Annotated in this window: 24 protein-coding genes and 1 pseudogene; 16 read left to right on the top strand and 9 right to left on the bottom strand. The window is 72.8% G+C overall.

Translation table 11 applies throughout. The annotated features are described in order from the left end of the window. The first annotated feature begins 130 nt into the window (after window positions 1-130). Window positions 131-613 (top strand): DUF6232 family protein, encoded by a 483-nt coding sequence (locus tag BUS84_RS29865; RefSeq protein WP_074317584.1) that lies wholly within the window; start codon window positions 131-133, stop codon window positions 611-613. Between the two features lie 78 nt (window positions 614-691). Next, entirely contained in the window at window positions 692-1,420 is a 729-nt protein-coding gene (locus BUS84_RS29860) for a hypothetical protein (RefSeq protein ID WP_074317582.1), read from the top strand. Window positions 1,421-1,459: 39 nt separating this feature from the next. Here BUS84_RS29860 and BUS84_RS29855 read toward each other — a convergent pair whose 3' ends face one another. Beyond that, complete coding sequence (locus BUS84_RS29855; protein ID WP_074317580.1) at window positions 1,460-1,918, bottom strand: rhodanese-like domain-containing protein; 459 nt, start codon at window positions 1,916-1,918, stop codon at window positions 1,460-1,462. 70 nt (window positions 1,919-1,988) lie between these two features. Between BUS84_RS29855 and ftrA the strand changes: the two genes are divergently transcribed. Next, complete coding sequence (gene ftrA, locus BUS84_RS29850; RefSeq protein ID WP_074317578.1) at window positions 1,989-3,023, top strand: transcriptional regulator FtrA; 1,035 nt, start codon at window positions 1,989-1,991, stop codon at window positions 3,021-3,023. Between the two features lie 11 nt (window positions 3,024-3,034). Here ftrA and BUS84_RS29845 read toward each other — a convergent pair whose 3' ends face one another. Together BUS84_RS29845 and BUS84_RS29840 are read right to left on the bottom strand one after the other, a co-directional pair. After that, complete coding sequence (locus BUS84_RS29845; RefSeq protein WP_074319209.1) at window positions 3,035-3,931, bottom strand: ribokinase; 897 nt, start codon at window positions 3,929-3,931, stop codon at window positions 3,035-3,037. Window positions 3,932-3,956: 25 nt separating this feature from the next. Beyond that, the gene (locus BUS84_RS29840; RefSeq protein ID WP_074317577.1) at window positions 3,957-4,799 is read right to left on the bottom strand and encodes an ABC transporter ATP-binding protein; all 843 of its coding nucleotides are present in this window, start codon (window positions 4,797-4,799) and stop codon (window positions 3,957-3,959) included. 131 nt (window positions 4,800-4,930) lie between these two features. Between BUS84_RS29840 and BUS84_RS29835 the strand changes: the two genes are divergently transcribed. Both BUS84_RS29835 and BUS84_RS29830 read left to right on the top strand, forming a co-directional pair. Further along, window positions 4,931-5,938, top strand: coding sequence for an ABC transporter ATP-binding protein (locus tag BUS84_RS29835; RefSeq protein WP_074317575.1), 1,008 nt, complete (start codon window positions 4,931-4,933; stop codon window positions 5,936-5,938). Further along, window positions 5,935-6,951, top strand: coding sequence for an ABC transporter permease subunit (locus BUS84_RS29830; protein WP_074317573.1), 1,017 nt, complete (start codon window positions 5,935-5,937; stop codon window positions 6,949-6,951). The genes BUS84_RS29835 and BUS84_RS29830 overlap by 4 nt, the downstream gene beginning before the upstream one ends. A 121-nt stretch (window positions 6,952-7,072) precedes the next feature. On the opposite strand, the gene BUS84_RS29825 is transcribed toward BUS84_RS29830, so the two are convergent. Continuing rightward, the gene (locus BUS84_RS29825) at window positions 7,073-8,248 is read right to left on the bottom strand and encodes an ROK family transcriptional regulator (RefSeq protein ID WP_074317571.1); all 1,176 of its coding nucleotides are present in this window, start codon (window positions 8,246-8,248) and stop codon (window positions 7,073-7,075) included. 167 nt (window positions 8,249-8,415) lie between these two features. On the opposite strand from BUS84_RS29825, the gene BUS84_RS29820 reads away from it, so the two are divergent. From BUS84_RS29820 to BUS84_RS29805, 4 genes are all read left to right on the top strand, one after another. Beyond that, a complete protein-coding gene (locus tag BUS84_RS29820) occupies window positions 8,416-9,870 on the top strand; it encodes a glycoside hydrolase family 3 N-terminal domain-containing protein (RefSeq protein WP_074317569.1) in 1,455 nt (484 codons plus the stop codon). A 109-nt stretch (window positions 9,871-9,979) separates the two neighbouring features. Beyond that, window positions 9,980-10,492: a hypothetical protein gene (locus BUS84_RS29815; protein WP_074317567.1), complete on the top strand. Its 513-nt coding sequence runs from the start codon at window positions 9,980-9,982 to the stop codon at window positions 10,490-10,492. Continuing rightward, a complete protein-coding gene (locus BUS84_RS29810) occupies window positions 10,489-10,983 on the top strand; it encodes a thiol-disulfide oxidoreductase DCC family protein (RefSeq protein WP_074317565.1) in 495 nt (164 codons plus the stop codon). The genes BUS84_RS29815 and BUS84_RS29810 overlap by 4 nt, the downstream gene beginning before the upstream one ends. Further along, entirely contained in the window at window positions 10,946-11,644 is a 699-nt protein-coding gene (locus BUS84_RS29805) for a TetR family transcriptional regulator (RefSeq protein ID WP_074317564.1), read from the top strand. Before BUS84_RS29810 ends, BUS84_RS29805 begins: the two co-directional genes overlap by 38 nt. Window positions 11,645-11,869: 225 nt before the next feature. On the opposite strand, the gene BUS84_RS29800 is transcribed toward BUS84_RS29805, so the two are convergent. Continuing rightward, the gene (locus BUS84_RS29800; RefSeq protein WP_074317562.1) at window positions 11,870-12,532 is read right to left on the bottom strand and encodes a GNAT family N-acetyltransferase; all 663 of its coding nucleotides are present in this window, start codon (window positions 12,530-12,532) and stop codon (window positions 11,870-11,872) included. 190 nt (window positions 12,533-12,722) lie between these two features. Here BUS84_RS29800 and BUS84_RS29795 point away from each other — a divergent pair, with 190 nt between their 5' ends. Next, window positions 12,723-12,920: a DNA repair protein gene (locus tag BUS84_RS29795; protein ID WP_074319208.1), complete on the top strand. Its 198-nt coding sequence runs from the start codon at window positions 12,723-12,725 to the stop codon at window positions 12,918-12,920. Between the two features lie 113 nt (window positions 12,921-13,033). Next, window positions 13,034-13,549 carry a hypothetical protein gene (locus BUS84_RS29790; RefSeq protein WP_074317560.1) on the top strand — a complete coding sequence of 172 codons (516 nt, stop codon included), beginning with the start codon at window positions 13,034-13,036 and terminating at the stop codon, window positions 13,547-13,549. Window positions 13,550-13,559: 10 nt separating this feature from the next. Here the strand turns inward: BUS84_RS29790 and BUS84_RS29785 are convergent, their stop codons facing one another. Both BUS84_RS29785 and BUS84_RS29780 read right to left on the bottom strand, forming a co-directional pair. Next, window positions 13,560-14,291 (bottom strand): Clp protease N-terminal domain-containing protein, encoded by a 732-nt coding sequence (locus BUS84_RS29785; protein ID WP_074317558.1) that lies wholly within the window; start codon window positions 14,289-14,291, stop codon window positions 13,560-13,562. Between the two features lie 129 nt (window positions 14,292-14,420). Beyond that, on the bottom strand, window positions 14,421-14,885 hold the full coding sequence (locus BUS84_RS29780; protein ID WP_074317556.1) for a carboxymuconolactone decarboxylase family protein: 465 nt from the start codon (window positions 14,883-14,885) through the stop codon (window positions 14,421-14,423). A gap of 145 nt (window positions 14,886-15,030) precedes the next feature. Between BUS84_RS29780 and BUS84_RS29775 the strand changes: the two genes are divergently transcribed. Then, window positions 15,031-15,897: a sigma-70 family RNA polymerase sigma factor gene (locus BUS84_RS29775; protein WP_074317555.1), complete on the top strand. Its 867-nt coding sequence runs from the start codon at window positions 15,031-15,033 to the stop codon at window positions 15,895-15,897. Window positions 15,898-15,940: 43 nt separating this feature from the next. On the opposite strand, the gene BUS84_RS29770 is transcribed toward BUS84_RS29775, so the two are convergent. Continuing rightward, window positions 15,941-16,957 carry a glycosyltransferase gene (locus tag BUS84_RS29770; RefSeq protein WP_074317553.1) on the bottom strand — a complete coding sequence of 339 codons (1,017 nt, stop codon included), beginning with the start codon at window positions 16,955-16,957 and terminating at the stop codon, window positions 15,941-15,943. Window positions 16,958-17,079: 122 nt separating this feature from the next. On the opposite strand from BUS84_RS29770, the gene BUS84_RS29765 reads away from it, so the two are divergent. The 4 genes from BUS84_RS29765 (at window position 17,080) to BUS84_RS29750 (ending at window position 19,514) form a co-directional block, all read left to right on the top strand. Then, window positions 17,080-17,907 (top strand): DUF72 domain-containing protein, encoded by an 828-nt coding sequence (locus BUS84_RS29765; RefSeq protein WP_208869761.1) that lies wholly within the window; start codon window positions 17,080-17,082, stop codon window positions 17,905-17,907. A 117-nt stretch (window positions 17,908-18,024) separates the two neighbouring features. Then, on the top strand, window positions 18,025-18,447 hold the full coding sequence (locus BUS84_RS29760; protein WP_074317549.1) for a VOC family protein: 423 nt from the start codon (window positions 18,025-18,027) through the stop codon (window positions 18,445-18,447). Between the two features lies 1 nt (window position 18,448). Next, window positions 18,449-19,000, top strand: coding sequence for a YdeI/OmpD-associated family protein (locus BUS84_RS29755; RefSeq protein ID WP_074317548.1), 552 nt, complete (start codon window positions 18,449-18,451; stop codon window positions 18,998-19,000). Window positions 19,001-19,049: 49 nt separating this feature from the next. Next, a complete protein-coding gene (locus BUS84_RS29750) occupies window positions 19,050-19,514 on the top strand; it encodes a nuclear transport factor 2 family protein (protein WP_342199020.1) in 465 nt (154 codons plus the stop codon). Here BUS84_RS29750 and BUS84_RS40305 read toward each other — a convergent pair. Next, window positions 19,485-19,571, bottom strand: a pseudogene (locus BUS84_RS40305) (IS5 family transposase); the annotation flags it as partial. The gene BUS84_RS29750 and the pseudogene BUS84_RS40305 sit on opposite strands and share 30 nt — an antisense overlap. Between the last annotated feature and the right edge of the window lie 200 nt (window positions 19,572-19,771).

The raw sequence follows: 19,771 nt of genomic DNA, 5'->3' as shown, positions 1-19,771 counted from the left end.
CAAGCGGCGGACGTACCCCGCCAGCCCCAAGATCTTGGACACTTACCGATCGGCGCGAACGGTAGCTGTCCAAGATCTGAGCGAAACCGCACGAGGGGTACGGGTTGCCGGCGGATGGTTAGGCTTAGCGATGACCCTCTATTACCGGGACGACGCGGTGCAGGTGACCTCCGAGTCGATCCGGGCGGGCGGTCACCTCGTCCCCCTCTCCGACGTGACGTACGTCTGGCACGCGCGCGGCCCGAAGACGCTCGCGGTACGCGGCCGGGTGCTCGGTCGCGGCGTCCTGGTCCTGCTGCTCTCGCTGCCGCCGCTGGTCGCGCTGGTCTGCGTGCTCTCGCTGGCCTACACGGCGCAGGACCGGGGCAACTGGCAGATGGCGCTGCTCGTCCTCGTCGCCTGCGCCGTGGGGGCGCTGGCGTTGACCCCGTTCCTCGAGATCCCGCTCGGCTGGCTGGACCGCTCCTACGAGCGCGGCAACCACGTGCACGAGCTGTGGGTGCAGCACCACGGCCGGGAGCAGCTGCTGCTGCGCACCCCGGACGCGCTGCGGTTCGGGCAGATCTACCGAGCGGTGCAACGCGCCGTCGAGCAGCAGGGGGATCATCGGTGACCAGCCGCCGGGCCGAGGCCGCCGCGCCGGCCGGCTGCCGTCGGGGGGTTGTGGTGCGGCCGGCGCACACTTGATCCCATGGCGATCCCTCTCCCCACACCCACCGCGATGGTCGGCCTGACCCGCTCCGCTCTCGACCAGGCGCTCGGCTCGGCCGCCTCATTCGCCGCCGTGCCCGCCCGCGCGTTCGCGGTGCTGGACGGGGTGGAGGCGCTGCTGGCCCGGATCAACGGCGTGGTGGATCGGATCGAGACGACGCTGGACCGGACCGACCAGGTGCTCACCGACGCCGAGACGGCGGTCCGCGAGGTGGCGGTGATCAGCGCCGCCGCCACCACCGCCATCGACACCGCCACCGAGGTGGCGACGGCCGCGGCCGTGGTGGTCCAGGAGGCCGACCAGGTCGCCCGCCTGGCCGGCACGGTGGTCGCCGAGGCCGACACGGTGGCCGGCCGGGCCGCGGTCACCGTGGGCACCGCGGCCGAGGCGGCGGCCACCGCAGCTGAGCTGCTGGCGGCGTACGAGCCGGCCCTGCGGCGGGCCGCGCCGATGGCGGGCCGGTTCGTCGGGGAGCTGAGCCACGAGGAGGTCACCGCGGCGATCCGCCTGATCGACGAGCTGCCCAAGCTCAAGCAGCACCTGACGGCGGACATCCTGCCGATCCTGGCCACCCTGGACCGGGTCGGGCCCGACCTGCACGACCTGCTCGACGTCACCCGCGACCTCAAGCTCGCCGTCGCCGGCATCCCGGGCCTGGGCATGCTGCGCCGACGGGGCGAGAAGGCCAGCGACGATCTGGTCGGCTGAGCCCTCGCCGGCCGGGCCCCTAACGGTCCGCAGCCGGAGTCAGCAGTCGCAGGTGATCGACGCGCCTGGCGCGGTCAGATCGTCGACCGGGCGCCGGGTCAGCCCGGCTTCGGTCACCACCGGCAGACCCTCCCGCACCCAGTACTCGAACCCGCCGAGCATCTCCTTGACCGGGTAACCGAGCCGCGCGAACTCCAACGCGGCCCGGGTCGCGCCGTTGCAGCCCGGCCCCCAGCAGTAGGTGACCACGGCCGAGCCGGCCGGGATCAGCCCGGCCGCTCGGCTGGCGATCTCGGCGGTGGGCAGGTGCACCGCCCCCGGCAGGTGTCCCTGCGCCCAGGCGGCCTCCCCCCGAGAATCGACCACCACCAACCCGGGAGTGCGGGCGGACAGGTCGGCGTGCACGTCGCTGACGTCGGTCTCGACGCTGAGCCGGGCGAGGAAACGAGCGGCGGCGGTGGCCGGATCGGCCGCCGGGACGGCGAAGGTGAAGGTCATGGACCGATCCTGGCGGGCACCACGACCCGAGGCGAGTGGCGGGAACGACGTCCTGCGCTAACATCCCGCCATGCCGACCCGTGTTCTGGCGGCCGAGCCGCTTCCGTTGCCGTCGCCCCGGCGGCCGGCCGCCGGTCACCGCGTCGCCGTGCTCGCGTACCCGGGAATGTCGGTGTTCGAGACCGGCATCGTCACCGAGGTGTTCGGGCTGCCCCGGCCCGAGTTCGACGTCGACTGGTACGACCTGGTGGTCTGCGCGGAACGGCCCGGGCCGGTGCCGGTGGTCGGTGGGGCCAGCCTGCACACTCCGTACGGCCTGGCGGAGCTGGCGGCGGCGCGAACGGTGATCGTGCCCGGCGTGCCAGACGTGACCGCCGACGCGTCGCCCGAGCTGGTGACCGCGCTGCGTCAGGCGCACCAACGCGGCGCCCGGATCATGTCGATCTGCTCCGGCGCGTTCGCGCTGGCCGGCGCCGGGCTGCTGGACGCCCGGCGGGCCACCACCCACTGGCGGTACGCCGAACTGCTGGCGCAGCGGTACCCGCGGGTCGAGGTGGACCCGGACGTGCTCTACCTCGACGACGGCGACCTGCTCACCAGCGCCGGCAGCGCCGCCGGGCTCGACCTCTGCGTGCACGTGATCCGGCGGGACCATGGCGCGGCGATCGCCAACGCGGTCGCCCGCCGGCTGGTGATCCCGCCGCACCGCGATGGTGGGCAGGCGCAGTTCGTCGAGGCGCCGGTGCCCAGCGGCGCGGGCGACGACCGGATCGCCGGCAGCATCGACTGGGCGCTCGCGCACCTCACCGAGCCGCTGACCGTGGCCCGGCTCGCCGAGCAGGCGCACATGTCGCCCCGCACCTACCTGCGGCACTTCGCCCGTGCCACCGGAACCAGCCCGATCCGCTGGCTGATCGACCAGCGCGTCCGGGCCAGTCTGGCGCTGCTGGAGGAGACCGACGCCCCGGTCGAACAGATCGCCGGGGCGGTGGGCTTCGACGCCCCGGTCACGTACCGCCACCACTTCGGCCGGGTCATGCGGACCTCGCCGTCGGCGTACCGCCGGGCCTTCCGCACCGGGGCGGCTACCGACCGGCCGGCGTAGCGCGGGTGGGATCAGCCCGGGGCGTACAGCTCGTCGATCTCGGCACGGCGGGGCAGCGCCACCGAGGCGCCGAGCCGACGGACGCAGGCCGCGCCGGCCGCCGACGCCCAGCGCACCGCGTCGACCAGGTCCCGTCCCTCGCCCCAGCCGACGGCCAGCGCGGCGGTGAACGCGTCGCCGGCCGCGGTGGAGTCGACCACGTCGACCCGGACGGCGGGCACGTGCACCTCGGTGCCCTCCCGGTCGACGTACCAGGCACCCTCACCGCCGAGGGTGAGCACGGCCCGGGGCACCAGGTCGAGCAGCGCCCGTGGCTCGTCCCGACCCCGGCCGGTGAACGCCTGCGCCTCACCCTCGTTGACGACGAGCAGATCCACCGCGGCGAGCAGCTCCGGTGGGAGATCCCGGGCCGGGGCGGCGTTCAGGATGACCCGGGTGCCGGCGGCGCGGGCGGCCGTCGCGGCGGCGGCCACCGTCTGCACCGGGATCTCCAGCTGGGCGACCAGGACGTCCGCCCCGCGTACCGTGGCCAACTCCTCCTCGGTGAGGCCGGTCAGCGCGTCGTTCGCGCCGGGGGTCACCACGATGGCGTTCTCCCCCTGCGCGTTGACCATCACCAGCGCCACCCCGGAAGCGCCGTAGACCACCCGCAGGTGGCCGGTGTCCACACCGGCCGCGGTGATCCGGGCCCGGAGGGTGACGCCGAACGCGTCGGAGCCGATCGCGCCGAGGAAGGCGCTGGAGGCGCCCGCCCTGGCCGCGGCGACCGCCTGGTTGGCGCCCTTGCCGCCGGGCACCATCACGAAGTCGGTGCCGAGCATCGTCTCGCCCGGCCGGGGCAGCGCGGGCGCCATCGCGACCAGGTCCATGTTGGCGCTGCCCACCACGACCACCCGGGTCTGCGGCACGGTCACCTCCCGCCCTGTCGCGCGCTCAGGCGGCGCGGGCGGTGTAGCGGTCGCCCGACCGCTCGACCACCAGGGGCAGGCCGAAGGTCTTGGAGAGGTTGTCGCCGGTCAGCGTCTCGGCGAGCAGGCCCTGAGCGACCACCCCGCCCTCCCGCAGCAGCAGCGCGTGGGTGAACCCCGGTGGGATCTCCTCCACGTGGTGGGTGACCAGCACCAGGGCCGGGGCGTCCGGGTCGTACGCCAGCTCGGCCAGCCGGGCCACGAGGTCCTCCCGCCCACCCAGGTCGAGCCCGGCGGCGGGCTCGTCGAGCAGCAGCAGCTCCGGGTCGGTCATCAGCGCGCGGGCGATCTGCACCCGCTTGCGCTCACCTTCGGAGAGGGTGCCGTAGCGGCGCTCGGCGAGGCCGCCGATGCCGAGCTGGCCCAGCAGTGCCCGCGCCCGCGCCTCGTCGCCGCGGTCGTAGCTCTCCCGCCAGCGGCCGACCACCGACCAGGCGGCGGTGACCACCACGTCGCTGACGCGCTCCTCGGCGGGCAGCCGCTCGGCGAGCGCGGCGGTGGAGAGCCCGATCCGGGTACGCAACTCGTTGACGTCGGTGCGGCCGATCCGCTCGCCGAGCACGTGGGCGACACCGGTGGTGGGGTGCAGCCGGCCGGCGGCGAGGTTGAGCAGGGTGGTCTTGCCAGCCCCGTTGGGGCCGAGCACCACCCAGCGCTCGTCCAGCTCGACCCGCCAGGTCAGATCCTGCAGCAGGGCGGTGCCGGACCGGCGTACACCGACGCCGTCGAGGCTGACCACCAGATCCGGGTCCACGGGTGCGGCGGCAGGCGCGGCGCCGGCAGCGCCGGGGATCAGGTCACCAGTCACCGGACCATCCAACCACGCAGCGCCGTGGTGCCCCCCATGGGCGGCGTCCCAGTCATAGGGTGAAGCGCCGTGTCGTTGATCACCACACCCGGAGGACGGCCCATGCCCCGTCGAGGTACGGAGCCGCGCGGATGAGCGCGGTCATCGAAATCGAGGGTCTGCGAAAGACTTTCCACAGCCTGCGGAACGGCCGACGGGTCGCGGTCGACGGGTTCGACCTGCTGGTCGAGGCGGGTCAGATCCACGGGTTCCTGGGCCCGAACGGCTCCGGCAAGACCACCACGCTGCGTGCCCTGCTCGGGCTGGTCTCGGCCGACAGCGGGCGGATGAGCGTGCTCGGTGAGCCGTCGCCACAGCTGCTGCCCCGGGTGGCCGGCCGGATCGGCGCCATCGTGGAGAGCCCGCAGTTCTTCGGCAACTTCACCGGGTACCGCACTCTGCGGCTGCTGGCCCGGGCAGGCGGGGTTCCGATCGCGCGGGTTCACGAGGTGCTGGACACGGTGGGCCTGCGCGACCGGGGCGACGAGCGGGTGAAGGGCTACTCGCTGGGCATGAAGCAGCGCCTCGCGGTGGCGTCGGCACTGTTGAAGGACCCGCAGCTGCTCATCCTGGACGAGCCGGCGAACGGGCTGGACCCGGCCGGCATCCGGGAGATGCGGGACCTGATGCGCTCGCTGGCGGCGGCCGGGGTGACCGTGCTGGTGTCCAGTCACATCCTGGGCGAGATCCAGCTGATCTGCGACCACGTCACGATCATCTCGCGGGGGCGGCGGGTGGCGACCGGCCGGGTGGACGAGGTGCTGGCCGGCTATGACCGGCATGAGTTCCTGGTCCGGGTGGCCGAGCCGGAGCGGGCCGTGGAGCTGCTGCACGAGGCCGAGCTGACGGCGAGCGTGGACGGCGAGGCGCTGGTGGTGGGCGGGGTGACCGACCCGACGGTGATCAGCCGGGTGCTCGGTGAACAGGGGCTGTGGGTGGGCGAGCTGACCCCGCTGCGGCCGGATCTGGAGAGCGTCTTCCTGGAGCTGACTGGCGCTGGCGGGCATCCGTCGGTGCCCCGGCAGGTGGACGACTCGGGGCTGCCGCTCGGTGCGGGCGATGCTGAGATCGATCTCGACGTACGGGGAGTGGACGCGTGAACCTGGTCCGGGCCGAGGTGGAGCGGCTGTCCGCGCGTCGATTCGTGCAGCTCATGGTCGTGCTGCTGGTGCTGGCGTTCGGCGTCACCACGGCGACCACCCTGGCTGGCTCGCACAAGCCGAGTGCGGAGGAGCTCAGCTCTGCGCGGAGCCAGGCCGCCGAGGCGCGGCAGAGCATGGAGGACACGTACCAGCAGTGTCTGGCCCGACAGAACGGCACGCTCCCGCCGAGCGACTCTGAGCAGTACTTCCCCTCCGACTGCTCGGAGATCGACCCGACGCTGCGGGACCGGCTGCCGATCGCCGCCGACTTCCTCCCCGGGGTGTTCAGCTTCGCCCAGCAGGCACGTCCGCTGCTCTACTTCCTCATCGCGTTCCTGGTGCTGTTCGGGTTCCTGGTCGGCGCCTCCTACATCGGCGCGGACTTGAACTCGGGTGGCGTGGTGAACCTGCTGCTCTGGCGACCGCGCCGGTTGACGGTGCTCGGCGCGAAGCTGGGCACCCTGCTCGGCGCGGTGCTGGCGCTGGCCGTGGTGGCCTCGGTGGTCTACCTGGCCACGTTCTGGGTGATCGGGCAGACCGCCGGGCTGGCCGGCCGGCTGGGCAGTGACTTCTGGCGCTCCCTCGGTGCGGTGCACGGCCGTGGCCTGGTGCTGGTGCTGCTGGCCAGCGCGCTGGGCTTCGCCATCGCCACGCTGGGTCGGCACACCTCGGCGGCGCTCGGCGCGGTCGCCGCGTACGCGGTGGTCTGGGAGCTGGGCGCCCGGCTGGTGCTGGAGATCGTCGACGCCCGCCGCCCGGACCAGCTGATGCTCTCCAGCTACATCGGGGCGTGGCTCAGCGGTGAGGCGAAGTTCTACGACAGCCAGCTCTGCACCGGAACGAAACCGGGCATGTACTGCGAGGGGTTCTACTCGCTGACCTGGGCGCCGGCGCTGGTGGTGCTGCTCGTGCTCACCGGCGGGCTGACCGTGGCGGCGTTCGCCGTGTTCCGTCGCCGCGATCTGATCTGAGTCGCGGTCCGGGCCGCCCGCCCCGGTGCGGGCGGCCCGGCAGGCCCAGGCGGTTGCGGCAAGAGCTTGCAGCAGGCCGGCCAGCGGTGAAATATTCTTTCACATGACCGCCCCTGCGGGCTCAGCCGACGGTGGAGCCGAACACCTCGTCGCGGACGGCGTCCAGTGCGGTGCGCAGCGCGCCGCGCAGGATCGGCTCCTCGGTCAGCCCGGTGGGCACCACCCGGGGCCGAACCAGAGTGATCGCCGCCACCTCCTGCTGGACGCGGTCGGCGAGCGCGGCGCCGCCGGCCTGGCCGACCTCCCCGGCGAGCACCACCAGCGGCGGGTCGAGCACCACGCAGGTGCTGGCCACGCCGAGCGCGAGCCGGCGGGCCAGCTCGTCGAGCATGGGGCCGCCGCGGTCGCCGTCGGCGACGGCCGCGCGGACCGCCTCGGCGGCGTCGGCGTCCGGGTAGCCGTGCTCGCGGGCCACCGCGCGCACCGAGTCCGCGCCGATCAACTGCTGGAACGCCGGCTTGGCGCGACGGGAGACGTCACGTGGGATGGGCGCGCCGGGCACCGGAAGGTAGCCGATCTCACCGGCCGCGCCGCTGCTGCCGTGGTGCAGCCGCCCACCCAGCATGATCGCCAGGCCGACGCCGGCGCCCACCCAGACCAGCACGAAGTCGCCCACCCCCTGCGCGGCGCCGGACTGCGCCTCGGCCACCGCGGCCAGGTTGACGTCGTTCTCGAAGACCACCGGGGTGTGCAGGTCGTCGCGCAGCGCGGCGAGCAGGCCGCTGTGCCAGCGCGGCAGGTTGAAGGCGAAGGTGATGTCGCCGGTGTGCGGGTCGACCAGACCGGGCGTGCCGAGCACGATCCGCCGTACGCTGCTCAGCTGCGCCTGGGCGCTGCTCGCGGCCTGCACCACGGCGTTGTGCACCACGCCCACCGGGTCGTCCGTGTCCCGGGTGGACTGTTCGACCCGGCCGATCACGGCGCCGGTGATGTCGGCGCAGGCGGCCACCACCCGGTCCGGCCCGACGTCCACACCGACCACGTGGGCGCTGCCCGGGCGTACCGCGTAGAGCTGGGCGTTCGGGCCGCGCCCGCCGGCCTGCTCGCCGACCCGGGTGACGAGTCCGCGCTCCTCCAGCCGCTCGACCAACTGGGAGGCGGTGACCTTGGACAGCCCGGTCAGCTCGCCGAGCCGGGCCCGGGTCAGCGGCCCGCGTTCGAGGAGCAGTTCCAGCGCGGCACGGTCGTTGAGCGCGCGCAACAGGCGGGGGGTGCCGGGCAGCCGGGTCGCACTCATGCCACGTCCTCTAGTTTTAGTAAACTTTGCTAACTGTAAACCGACCTGCGAACGGGTAGCCGTAGCGTATCGGCCACCCGGAGGCGGAGCGCTCGGCCGACCCGGCAGGGCGATGACCACCGCCGGTACGACATTCGTACCCGTGGGTACCGAAGGGGGAAGATCACGTGGGGCTCGATCCAGGACTGCGCCGGCTCGCACTCGGCACGCTGCTCGCCGCGTACCCGGGACCGGTCCCCCCGGACTGGGCCGTCGACCTGGTGGCCGACGGGCTGGCCGGGCACACCCTGTTCGGCACCAACGTGCACGACCCGTCCCAGGTGGCGGCGAGCACCGCCGCGCTGCGCGCCGGCCGGGCGGACGTGCTGATCGCCATCGACGAGGAGGGTGGCGACGTGACCCGGCTGGCCCACGCCACCGGCAGCCCGTACCCCGGCAACGCCGCCCTCGGCGCGATCGGCGACGTGGCGCTCACCCGACGGGTCTACCAGGCGATCGGCGCCGAGCTGGCCGCCCTCGGCATCACCGTCGACCTCGCCCCGACGGTGGACGTGAACACCGCCGACGACAACCCGGTGATCGGCACGCGGTCGTTCGGCGCGGATCCGGTGCGGGTGGCCGCCCACTCGGCCGCCGCTGTGGCAGGCCTGCAGGCCGCCGGCGTCGCCGCCTGCGCCAAGCACTTCCCCGGCCACGGCGCCACCGTCACCGACTCTCACCACGAGCTGCCCACCGTGGACGTTCCGCTGGACCTGTTGCGCCAGCGGGACCTGCCGCCGTTCGCCGCGGTCGTCGCCGCCGGGGCGCGCGCGGTGATGACCGCGCACATCCGCGTGCCGGCGCTGACCGGCACCGGTCCGGCCACCTTCAGCCGGGCCGTCCTGGTCGACCTGCTGCGCACCGAGTACGGCTTCACCGGCACCGTCATCACCGACGCGCTGGAGATGAAGGGCGCGGCAGTCGCGGCCGGCGGCGTGGGCCCCGCCGCGGTGCGCGCCCTGGCCGCCGGCGCCGACCTGCTCTGCATCGGCGCGAAGGTCGACGCCGAACTGGTCGAGCGGGTGGCCGCCGAGATCGTCGACGCGATCACCGACGGCCGGCTGGCGACCTCCCGCGTCGAGGAGGCGGCCGGCCGCGCCGCCGCGCTCGCGGAGTGGACCCGGACCGCCGGCGAATCGCCGGGCACCGCCGAAACCGACCTGGGGTACGCGGCCGCGCGCCGGGCGGTCCAGGTGGACGGGATCCTCACCGGCCTGGGTCGGCCGCTGGTGGTGCAGCTGCACACCGAGTCCACCATCGCCGAAGGACGGGTGCCGTGGGGCCTTGGCCCGCACCTGGACGGTGTGCAGGAGATCCGGGTGATCGCCGCCGAGACCGACAAGGCGACGCTGCGCGAGCTGGCCGGTGACCGGCCGATCGTGCTGGTCGGGCGGCACCTGCACCGGCTGCCCGGCGGCCCGGAGCTGATCGCCGGCCTGGCCGCGGAGCACCCGGTGACCGTGGTGGAGATGGGCTGGCCGGCGCAGTGGCGCCCGGCCGGCGTACGCGCCTTCGTCACCACGTACGGCGCGAGCCACGCCAACGGTCGGGCGGCGGCGGAGGCGCTCGGCCTGGCCGGCTGAGCGGTCGAGCAGGTCGGGTCCGGGGTCGGCCATCCTCTCTTGAACATGTTCAATACCTGTCCTACGCTGACGCCGTCGGTAGTTGAACAGGTTCAAGAAGGGCGTCCGCATGGATATCAAGGTCTGGATGTACCTGATCTACCTCGTGGTCAGCATCGGCCTGACCATCTGGGTGGCCCGGGCGCTGTCCCGCAACGGGCAGGTCTTCCTCGAGGAGGTGTTCGCCGACGAGCGGCTGGCCCAAGCGGTGAACAGCCTCCTGGTGGTCGGCTTCTACCTGCTCAACCTCGGCTACGTGACGGTGGCGATGAAACACCCCGACCCGGTGGGTTCGACCAGCCAGGCGATGGAGGAGCTGTCCCTCAAGGTCGGCTTGGTGCTGCTGGTGCTCGGCGCGCTGCACTCCTTCAACGTCTTCGCGCTCGGCCGCTATCGCCGCGGTCGACTCCGCCAGCTCGCCACCCATCCGCCGCTCGCACCGGTCGGCCGGCTTCCCATGCCGTCCACACCGCACGGCTCGCCTCCGACCAGCCCACTCCTGCCGACCGGCGCGCAGGCAGCCGCCCAGCCGACCTCGCAGCCGGGCGGCGGGTCGGTGCACAATCCACCGCCGCCGCGATGACTGCCTCACCGGCCGACAGCCACGGCCGGCTCCCGGATCCCACCGCACACGGGGGCGGTGGGATCCGGGAGTTCGTCGTCCTGTTCGACGCGAACTGCCCGCTCTGCCGTGCCGCCCGCCGATGGCTGGCTTCCCGGGCCCAGCTCGTACCCCTGGAGTTCGTGCCGGCCGGCTCGGCCGAGGCCCGGCGGCGCTTTCCGGGCCTGAACCACGACGCGACACTGCGCGACCTGACCGTGGTGGCCGACAGCGGCGAGGTGTACGCGGGCGACGGCGCCTGGTTCGCCTGCCTCTGGGCGTTGGCCGACCACCGGTCCACGGCTGATCGGCTGGCCCGACCGCACCTGTTGCCGCTCGCCCGGCACGTGGTGGCCACCGCCTCGGCGATACGGGAGCGGGTTCGCGATGCGCGGGCTGAGCCGGCTGACGAGATGGCGGGATACGGTGACCTCGATGACCGAGGAGACTGCGCCGACGACCGCTGCGGGTGAGCCTGCGACCGCCCGAGGCGAGCAGACGCGGCAGCTGATCCGGGACACCGCGATGCGGCTCTTCCGCGAGCGCGGTTACGCCCAGACCACCATGCGGGCGATCGCGCAGGAGGCCGGCGTCGCGGTCGGCAACGCCTACTACTATTTCGGGTCCAAGGACCACCTGATCCAGGAGTTCTACGCTCACTCCCAGATCGAGCACCGGGCCGCCGCCCAACCGGTGCTCGACCGGGAAGACGAGTTCGCCGCCCGGCTCGCCGGGGTGTTGCACGCGGGCATCGACGTGCTGACCCCATCGCATGGTTTCGCGGCCACCTTCTTCAAGACGGCGGCGGAGCCCACCTCCCCGCTCAGCCCTTTCTCCGCCGAGTCGTCCGGCGCCCGACAGGCGGCGATCGACCTCTTCGCCGAGGTGCTGACGGGCTCGACCGCCAAGGTCGACGCCGAACTACGCCCCCAGCTGCCCGAGCTGCTCTGGCTGGCGTACATGGGCGTGGTCCTCTACTGGGTGCACGACAGATCCTCCGGGCAGATCAAGACCCGGCAGCTGATCGACGGTGCCGTACCGCTGATCGACCGGCTCGTGGCGCTGTCCCGGCTGCGGGTGCTCCGCCCCGTGACCCGGCAGGTGCTCGACCTCATCCGCACGCTACGTCACTGAGCCGGCCGACATCCTCGACCAGCTCAGCCGCAGGTCAAGTCCGCTATTCGACACTCCGAACCGACAGCTCGCACCTTGCACCGAGCCTGCTCGATACGTAGCGTGATCGGCACGTACCGGCCCGTCCACCACGCGGCCGGTCACCGGAAAGCCGGGACCTGGGGGGAAGGTTGCGGACCGTGGATCCGGCCCGGGATCCGCGGTCCGCGCCCCGCGACGGCAGCCTCAGCGTGGATAGACCCCGTACGCACGCCAGCCCCGGTCCGGGAAGCCAGCCGCCTCCGCGACCCGGGCAGAGGCGTGATTGTCCCGCTCGTGCAGGTAGGTGGGCACCGCGCCCTCGTCGAGCACCCGCCGGGCCGCCTGCGCCACGAGCCGGCGGGCGAGACCGCGACCGCGCGCGGCGGGCGCGGTGCCGACGGCCAGCTCGCGCCCGTACGCGTCGTGCCGCTTGATCCCCGCCCCGGCCAGGTAGTTGCCGTCCGCGTCGCGGACCACCAGCACCGGCCGGTCGAACAGCCGCAGCCAGGGCGGCAGCCCGGGGGCCGTCGACTCGGTCCACTCCCCCACGTCCGGCAGCGGCGCGGGAGCCAGCGTCCACCGGAAGGGGCCGTCGTGCACGCACCAGTCGGGCAGCCCGACAGTCTCCGGCAGCGACGGAAGCAGCCGATCCGGCGCACGCCGGATCAGAGCGCGGACCGCCGCCACCCGGTCCGGCGGCACGGAGAGCACGGCGCTCTGCCCGGTGTCCACGGCGAGCGCGGGGCGCAGCCGGCCATCCCAGGCCGGTTCGGCCCGCCGGTGCGAGGCGACGACGTGCAGCCCGGGAGCGGCCGGCCACTGGCCGAGCCAGGTGGCCAGGTGCAGCTGGAGCCGCCGGTCGAGCATGCGCACCTCCCCGTTCAGCCGGCCCGTCGTGGATCACCGTACGCCGGGCGGCCCCGACGGGCGGACGATCCCCGAGGGCCGGGCTGCGACGCCGCAGACCACTTTGCCGTTGAGACGGGGAACCAGGCGCACCGATCGACCGTCATAGGTATTTCCATACATGGACACCTTTGTTTGGGACGGTATGGTCATGCCGATTCAGCCGAACGACCGCTACCAGCAGGACCCCGAGCGACTCTGGCGGGCAGCGGAGGCCGCCGGACGCTTTCCGGCCCAGCCGCGGTACCGCCGCACCCGCACGACGGGAAGCGCGGACGCCCTGTCCTGGGCGGAGCTGAACAAGCTGCCGGCCGGCAGTTCCGCACGGCGGGGTCTCAACACCCGCTGACCCGGGTGGCGCCGGCCACGACACACCCGGGCTGTCCAACGCCGGCTTTCGCACACCTGTCGGGTAACTTCTTCTGGTCTGAAATCCGGCCTACGACAGGAGAAGCTCCGCGCATGGGCAAGAAGACGATCCACGTCTCCGACTTCACCGGCACGGTCCTGCAGGACGACGACGAGGTGGTCCGCGTCGTCGTCCTGGAGCACCCGGACCTGGTCGCCGGGCCCGTGCAACTGGACGCCACCCCGACCGAGGTGGAGAACATCGACGACGCGGCGCTGGACGTCGCGGTGGTCGAGATCCACGACCGGCACGGCGGCGGCGAGCCGCGCCGGGTGGTGCTGACCGCCAGCGAGTTCGACGCGATGGCCACCGACGTGCCGATGGCGCAGCTGCTGAAGACGGCCGAGCGGGTCCGCCCGCCGAAGGCGCGCAAGAGCGCCGAGAAGATCGACCACGGCACGCTGGACCACGCCGGCAAGCCGCACCGGGGACGGGTCACCGAGGAGGAGGCCCGGCTGGTGCGCGAGCAGCTCGACGAGGTCAACAAGCGCCTCGCCGACGCGGGCGTGCGCCAGATCGACCCGGCCGATCCGGAGCACGCCCTGCGTTACGGCTTCCCGACGCCCTGATCGCGCAGGGTCACTTCTGGCGGACGGCTGCGGCGAGGGCGGCGGCCAGGTCGGCCTCGACGGTCGACTTCTCCAGGCCGAGGTTGGTGAGCACGCCGGCGCCATCCTCCTGCTCGAGCAGGGCGAGCAGGATGTGCTCGGTGCCGATGTAGTTGTGCCCGAGCCGCAGCGCCTCCCGGAACGTCAGCTCCAGCGCCTTCTTGCCGCGCACGTCGTACGGGATGAGGTCCGGGACCTGGTCGGCCGGCGGCGGCAGGGCGGCGCCCACCGCCTCGCGCACCGCCTCCGGGGAGGCGCCCCGACCAGCCATCACCTTGGCGGCCAGCCCGTCCGGCTCGGCGAGCAGGCCCAGCACCAGGTGCTCGGGGCCGATCTCGGCGTGTCCACTGGCGCGGGCCTCCTCCTGCGAGGCCACCACCACGTTGCGGGCGCGGGGCGTGAACCGACCGAAGCCGGCGTTCGGGTCGAGGGCCGCGGCCTCGGTCGAGGCCTTCGGCACGAACCGCTTCTGCGCAGCCTGCTTGCTGACCCCCATGCTGCGGCCGATGTCGGTCCAGGAGGCGCCCGAGCGCCGGGCCTGGTCGACGAAGTGACCGATGAGGTGGTCGGCGACGTCACCCAGGTGGTCGGCGGCGATCACCGCGTCGGTGAGCTGGTCGAGCGCGTCGCTGTGCGCCTTCTTGATCGCCTGGATCAGGTCGTCGAGGCGAACGGGATTCGTCATCTGGATAGGATCCGTCATGCGTCAACCATAGGTTGACGCCACCCAGGCGTCAACCTCAAGTTGACGATCAATGCACCCTCGAACACCTGATGCTCAGCACGTCGCCGGAGCAGCTGCTGAGCACCAGGTGATCAAGCTGAGGGTTCGTCAGCCCCATGCCTGCGGGGCCGGCTGCCGGGTGGTGACGTTGAGCCGGTTGAAGAAGTTGCTGGTGGCCACCCAGAGCACGATCGCGGCGAGCTCCTTCTCGCCGAAGTGCCGGGCCGCCTCCGCCCAGACGTCGTCGGGCACGGCGTCGGCCCGGTCGGCGAGCCGGGTGGCGGCCTCCGCGAGCGCGAGCGCCGCCCGCTCCGCCTCGGTGAAGTACGGGGTTTCCCGCCAGGCGGCCACCGCGAACAGCCGCTCCTCGGTCTCGCCCGCCTTCCGGGCGCCCCGGGCACCCGAGTCGACGCATGCGCCGCACCCGTTGATCTGGCTGACCCGAAGGTGCACCAGCTCCAGCGTGCTGCCCGGCACCCCGACCGAGTGCGCGGCCCTGTAGAGCAGGTTGCTCGCCTTCACGGCGTCCGGCAGCAGGCTGGCGGGGTTCTGGATGCGCGGTTCGGTGATCATGTTGGTCGTCCCGTCTTGTTAGGCTGCCCGGCGTCCGTCGCGGTACGACGTCCCGGTTGTCACTGGGATGTCGGCCGGCAAGCCGACGGCGTGACAGATGTGGCGGCGGTCACAGAGCGCTCAGGCGCGCGGGGGTGGAAAGGTCATGATCGAAGCGGATGTGCTGGCCCGTCGCTTCGAGGAGAACCGGTCGCGGCTACGGGCGGTCGCCCACCGGATGCTGGGCTCCGGCGCGGAGGCCGAGGATGCCGTTCAGGACACCTGGTTGCGGCTCAGTCGAGCCGATGTCGCGGGCATCGACAATCTGCCCGGCTGGCTGACGACCACGGTCGGCCGGGTCTGCCTGGACCGGCTGCGAACGCGTACCGCCCGTCCGGAGCAGCCGTGGGACACCGCCGCACCGGAGCCCGACCCGACCGACAGCGCCCCGGTCGACCCCGAGCGTGAGGCCATGCTGACCGAGTCGGTCGGGCGGGCGCTCCTGGTCGTCCTGGACACCCTCGCGCCGACGGAACGGTTCGTGTTCGTCCTGCACGACATGTTCGCGGTCTCGTTCGAGGAGATCGCCGCGGTGGTCGACCGCAGTCCCGCCGCCGTCCGCCAGATCGCCAGCCGGGCCCGCCGCAGGGTGCACCAGGGCGGGACCGTTCGGGAGACGGACCCGGCCCGTCAGCGGCGAGTGGTCGAGGCCTTCCTCGCCGCCTCGCGCGAGGGCCGGTTCGACGACCTGGTGAGTCTGCTCGACCCGCACGTCGTCATGCGCGCCGATCCGGTGGCCGCGGCCCTGGGGTCGGCCGCCGAGAGGCGCGGCTCGGCCGTCATCGCCGGCTTCTTCAACGGCCGCGCCCAGGGGGCGTCGCCGGCGTACGTCGACGGGATGCCGGGGGCGGTCGTGGAGCTCGGCGAGGGCGTCCGGCTCGCGCTCAGCTTCATCGTCACCGACCGGATCATCGGCATCGAGGTGGTGGCCGACCCGGAACAGCTCGCGACGCTCGACCTGATCGTCGGATAGGCGCAGCGGCGGTAGGTGGGCGGCCCGTCCGGGCATCGGCGGCTCAGCCCGCCCTGGCGTACTCCGGCAGGCGGTGAGCGACGGCGGCCGGGGATGGCATGCGGGCGATCTCCTCGGCGATCGCCCGGGCCGCCTGGCGGTGCTCGGCCCTCGCGTGGCGCGGCAGCAGCCTGCGGCTGTGCTCGGCGATGGCGTCCGCGTCCACCTCGTCGGGGAGCAGGCGCAGGGCGGCGCCCGCGACGCTGACCGCGTCGGCGTTGGCGAACTGATCCGCGCCCTGCGGCAGCAGCAGTTGCGGGACGCCGACCGCGAGCGCGCCGAGGGTGGTGCCGCTGCCGCCGTGGTGCACCACCAGGTCGACGTGCGGCAACAGCTCCGCCTGCGACACCCAGGGGTACACGGCCACGTTGTCGGGAATCTCGCCGAGCTGCTCCGGTGGCACCCGACCGGCGGCCACCACCACCTGCGCGTCCAGCGCCGCCAATCCCGCGATCGCCGTTCTCAGCAGCTGCGCCGTACCGAACGCGGTACCGAGGGTCAGGTAGATGAGTGCTCGGGATGTGCGGTGGCTCGCCCACGCGGGCAGCGCGGCCGGTGTCGAGAACGGGACCGGCCGCAGCTCGATCCGGCGTTCCGTGGCGAGGAAGTCCTTGTCCTGCAACGAAGGTGGACAGATGTCGAGGTGCGGGCGACCGGCCACCTCGGTGTTCTTCGCGGGCAGTTCGAGACCGATGCCGTCGGGGAACATCCGACCGAACCCGTGCCAGATGCCCGGGATGCCGGCCCGCTGGGCGGCGACGGCCGCTCCCGGCAGCCCCCACTCATGCACCACCAGGTCGGGGCGCAGTCGGGCCAGCTCCGGTTCGAGATCCTCGGCGTACACCTCGTAGAACGCGTCGCCGGGGCGGAACGGCCGCAGGCCGTTCGCGGCCAGCGGCGCGTGCACCTCCGTGCCGGCCGCGAAGTGCACCTCGTGCCCGGCCTCCCGCGCGGCGATCGCCAGTGGGATCAACGGGTACGTGTGACCGACGGACGCAAGGCTGGCAAACAGCACGCGCATGGCGTCGGACCCTACACGCCGCACCGCCGCTCCCGGTCCGTCCGGCGGCGCGTATACCGTGGGCTCCGGTCAGGCGGTTCACCTGGGGAGGGGCGGCGGTGCGTCTTTACGTGGGATGCGCGATGTGGACCCACAGGTCGTGGCAGGGCCGCCTGCTGGCGCATCCTCTTCCGCCGCAGGAGCGCCTACGGCACTACGCCAGTTGGTGCGACGCCGTCGAGGGAAACACGACGTTCTACGCGACTCCGGCCCGGGACACCGTGGCGTCCTGGGCCGCGCAGACGGATCCCGACTTCCGGTTCGTCCTCAAGCTTCCCAAGGTCGTCACCCACGAACGCCGGCTCACCGACGCCGACGAACCGCTGCGCGCGTTCCTGGACGCGATCGAGCCGCTCGGGCCGCGCGCCCATGCCCTCTGGATCCAGTTGCCCGGGTCGTTCTCGCCCGCCGACGTCCCGACCCTGAGCCGCTTCCTGAGCCGGCTCCCCCGGTCCCACCGGTACGCCGTCGAGGTCCGCCATCCCGCGTTCTTCACCGACCCCCGCGCGACCCGACTTCTGGCGGAGACCCTCACCGCCGCGGCCGCGGAGTGGATCCCGTTCGACACCACCGCGTTCTTCGCCAGCCCGCCGACCAGCGACGCGGAGCGGGACGCCTGGACGAAGAAGCCGCGCGTGCCGCTCCGCTCACTCGCGCTGACCGACCGGCCGATCGTCCGCTACCTCGGTCGCGACGACACCACGCGGACGGTCGAGGGGTGGCAGCGCTGGGTCGACGTCGTCGCCGGATGGCTGCGCGAGGGTCGCTCGCCGACGATGTTCGTCCACACCCCGGACAACGCCGACGCGCCCGTGCTCGCCCGCCGCTTCCACGATGAGGTACGAGCACGCGTACCCGAGCTCGAAGCGCTGCCCGAGCCGATACCGGTCGAGCCCCTGACCCTCTTCTGACGGGCGGTCGATGGTCGCAGTACGTCCAACAACTCCGCGTGTGCCGTCAGTGCGGAACCGCAGCTTCCGCAATCGCCGATAACGTGGCCGCAGAAGACATCGACGAGGGGACACGTGATGAGCCTGCGAGGATTCGCCACACTGAACATCTGGGCGGACGACGTGGCAGCGGCGACGGCCTGGTACGCGGAGTTCCTGGGCACACAGGCCTACTTCCTGCGAGCCGGACCCGACGGACGCCCCGCCTACACCGAGTTCCGCATCGGCGACTACCAGGCCGAACTGGGCATCATCGACCGCAGGTACGCGCCGCCCGGCGCGACCGGGCCCGGCGGCGCCGTCGTGCACTGGCACGTAGACGACCTCAACGCCACCGTCGCGCGACTGCTGGCGATGGGCGCCACGGAGTACCAGCCGATCACGCCGCACGGGGACGAGGGGTTCATCACGGCCGCGGTGGTCGACCCGTTCGGCAACGTGCTGGGCGTCATGAACAACCCGCACTACCTCGACGTCCTCTCGTCCCTGAAGCCGGCGTGACGTGGACGTGCTCGACTTCGCCGATGCCACGGCATGGGAGGCCTGGCTCGCCGCGCAGCACGAGGTGCGGGGCGAGGCGTGGCTGCGAATCGCCAAGCGGCACTCGGGGCTCGCCTCGATCACGATCGTGGAGGCGCTCGACGTGGCCCTCTGCTACGGCTGGATCGACGGCCAGCGCAAGGGCCTCGATGACGTGTCGTTCCTCCAGCGGTACTCGCGCCGCCGGCCACGGAGCTCGTGGTCGCAGGTCAACGTGGCGAAGGTCGAGGCACTGACGGCGACTGGGCGGATGCGCCCCGCGGGGCTCGCGGAGGTCGCGGCCGCCAAGGCGGACGGGCGGTGGGAGGCGGCGTACGAGTCGCAGCGCACCGCCGCCGTCCCGCCCGATCTCACGGCCGCGCTGGCCGGCGAACCACGCGCGGCCGCCGCCTTCGAGCGGCTCGGTCGCTCCGCCCGGTACGCCGTGATCCTGCCGCTGCTCAAGGCCCGCACCCCCGAGACGCGGGCGAAGGTCCTGGCCCAGGCGGTCGCGCGGCTGGCGACTCAGGACTAGGCCGGATGTCCGCCCCCGGGGATGTCAGGGGTTCCTGGTACGACGTGCGGTGACACGGAATCGGTTGGCGGAGGAGACGGTCGTGGACGCCCGAGAGTTGGCCCGGCGGTGGGCCAGGACCTGGACCGAAGCCTGGCCGGTCCGGGACGTGGAGGCGATCGCCGCCCTGCAGAGCGAGGACGGCGACCACTGGGCGTCGATGTTCCGCCGGTACCGCGGACGTGCCGGGCTTCGCGTCTATCTCCAGGAGTGCTTCGCCGAGGAGTCCCGCCCCGCGGAGGTGCGGTTCGCCGAGCCACAGGTCGACGGCGATGCGGCTGCCGTGGAGTACTGGTCGGTGATCTACGTCAAGGGTCAACCGACGACCATCTCCGGCTGCACGTTGTTGCGCTTCGACGAGACCGGCCTCGTGGCGGAGGCTCGCGACTACTCGCACGTCAAGGAGGGCCGCCACGCACCGCCCGCCGGCCTGTTCGGCGCAGTCCCTGGCCTGGCGCCAGGCGGTCAGTCGTGATGCGATCAGCGCCCAGCGGGCGTCGGACAGGTCGGAGGGGTAGGCGGGCCGTTCGGCCGCCCGGCATGTCTACTGTGGACCGTGTTGTGGATCGCACTTGGGTCCGTCGATTCCCGAATTTTCCGAACCAGACACGATCTGCGGAGCGAAGCAGGCATCTCGCGTCGGCATCAAACAGGTGAACCTGGTCCCAGTGGTGATCATTCGACCCTGCCGACGCTTCACCGACCAGGCCCACGAAAGCAGCAATATGCAGC

The organism is Micromonospora cremea, assembly GCF_900143515.1.
GTDB classification, from domain to species: Bacteria; Actinomycetota; Actinomycetes; order Mycobacteriales; family Micromonosporaceae; genus Micromonospora; species Micromonospora cremea.
The sequence above is the reverse complement of the archived record's forward strand: the minus strand, read 5'-3'. Positions and strand labels throughout refer to the sequence as shown.

What these genes read in the sequence shown, in the direction of transcription:
- BUS84_RS29865 (WP_074317584.1), top strand. Translation starts at nt 131, where the DNA reads ATGACCCTCTATTACCGGGACGACGCGGTGCAGGTGACCTCCGAGTCG.
- BUS84_RS29785 (WP_074317558.1), bottom strand. Translation starts at nt 14,291, where the DNA reads ATGACGGATCCTATCCAGATGACGAATCCCGTTCGCCTCGACGACCTG.
- BUS84_RS29855 (WP_074317580.1), bottom strand. Translation starts at nt 1,918, where the DNA reads ATGACCTTCACCTTCGCCGTCCCGGCGGCCGATCCGGCCACCGCCGCC.
- BUS84_RS29805 (WP_074317564.1), top strand. Translation starts at nt 10,946, where the DNA reads ATGACCGAGGAGACTGCGCCGACGACCGCTGCGGGTGAGCCTGCGACC.
- BUS84_RS29795 (WP_074319208.1), top strand. Translation starts at nt 12,723, where the DNA reads ATGCCGATTCAGCCGAACGACCGCTACCAGCAGGACCCCGAGCGACTC.
- BUS84_RS29860 (WP_074317582.1), top strand. Translation starts at nt 692, where the DNA reads ATGGCGATCCCTCTCCCCACACCCACCGCGATGGTCGGCCTGACCCGC.
- ftrA (WP_074317578.1), top strand. Translation starts at nt 1,989, where the DNA reads ATGCCGACCCGTGTTCTGGCGGCCGAGCCGCTTCCGTTGCCGTCGCCC.
- BUS84_RS29765 (WP_208869761.1), top strand. Translation starts at nt 17,080, where the DNA reads ATGTGGACCCACAGGTCGTGGCAGGGCCGCCTGCTGGCGCATCCTCTT.
- BUS84_RS29775 (WP_074317555.1), top strand. Translation starts at nt 15,031, where the DNA reads ATGATCGAAGCGGATGTGCTGGCCCGTCGCTTCGAGGAGAACCGGTCG.
- BUS84_RS29810 (WP_074317565.1), top strand. Translation starts at nt 10,489, where the DNA reads ATGACTGCCTCACCGGCCGACAGCCACGGCCGGCTCCCGGATCCCACC.
- BUS84_RS29790 (WP_074317560.1), top strand. Translation starts at nt 13,034, where the DNA reads ATGGGCAAGAAGACGATCCACGTCTCCGACTTCACCGGCACGGTCCTG.
- BUS84_RS29760 (WP_074317549.1), top strand. Translation starts at nt 18,025, where the DNA reads ATGAGCCTGCGAGGATTCGCCACACTGAACATCTGGGCGGACGACGTG.
- BUS84_RS29800 (WP_074317562.1), bottom strand. Translation starts at nt 12,532, where the DNA reads ATGCTCGACCGGCGGCTCCAGCTGCACCTGGCCACCTGGCTCGGCCAG.
- BUS84_RS29815 (WP_074317567.1), top strand. Translation starts at nt 9,980, where the DNA reads ATGGATATCAAGGTCTGGATGTACCTGATCTACCTCGTGGTCAGCATC.
- BUS84_RS29825 (WP_074317571.1), bottom strand. Translation starts at nt 8,248, where the DNA reads ATGAGTGCGACCCGGCTGCCCGGCACCCCCCGCCTGTTGCGCGCGCTC.
- BUS84_RS29835 (WP_074317575.1), top strand. Translation starts at nt 4,931, where the DNA reads ATGAGCGCGGTCATCGAAATCGAGGGTCTGCGAAAGACTTTCCACAGC.
- BUS84_RS29780 (WP_074317556.1), bottom strand. Translation starts at nt 14,885, where the DNA reads ATGATCACCGAACCGCGCATCCAGAACCCCGCCAGCCTGCTGCCGGAC.
- BUS84_RS29770 (WP_074317553.1), bottom strand. Translation starts at nt 16,957, where the DNA reads ATGCGCGTGCTGTTTGCCAGCCTTGCGTCCGTCGGTCACACGTACCCG.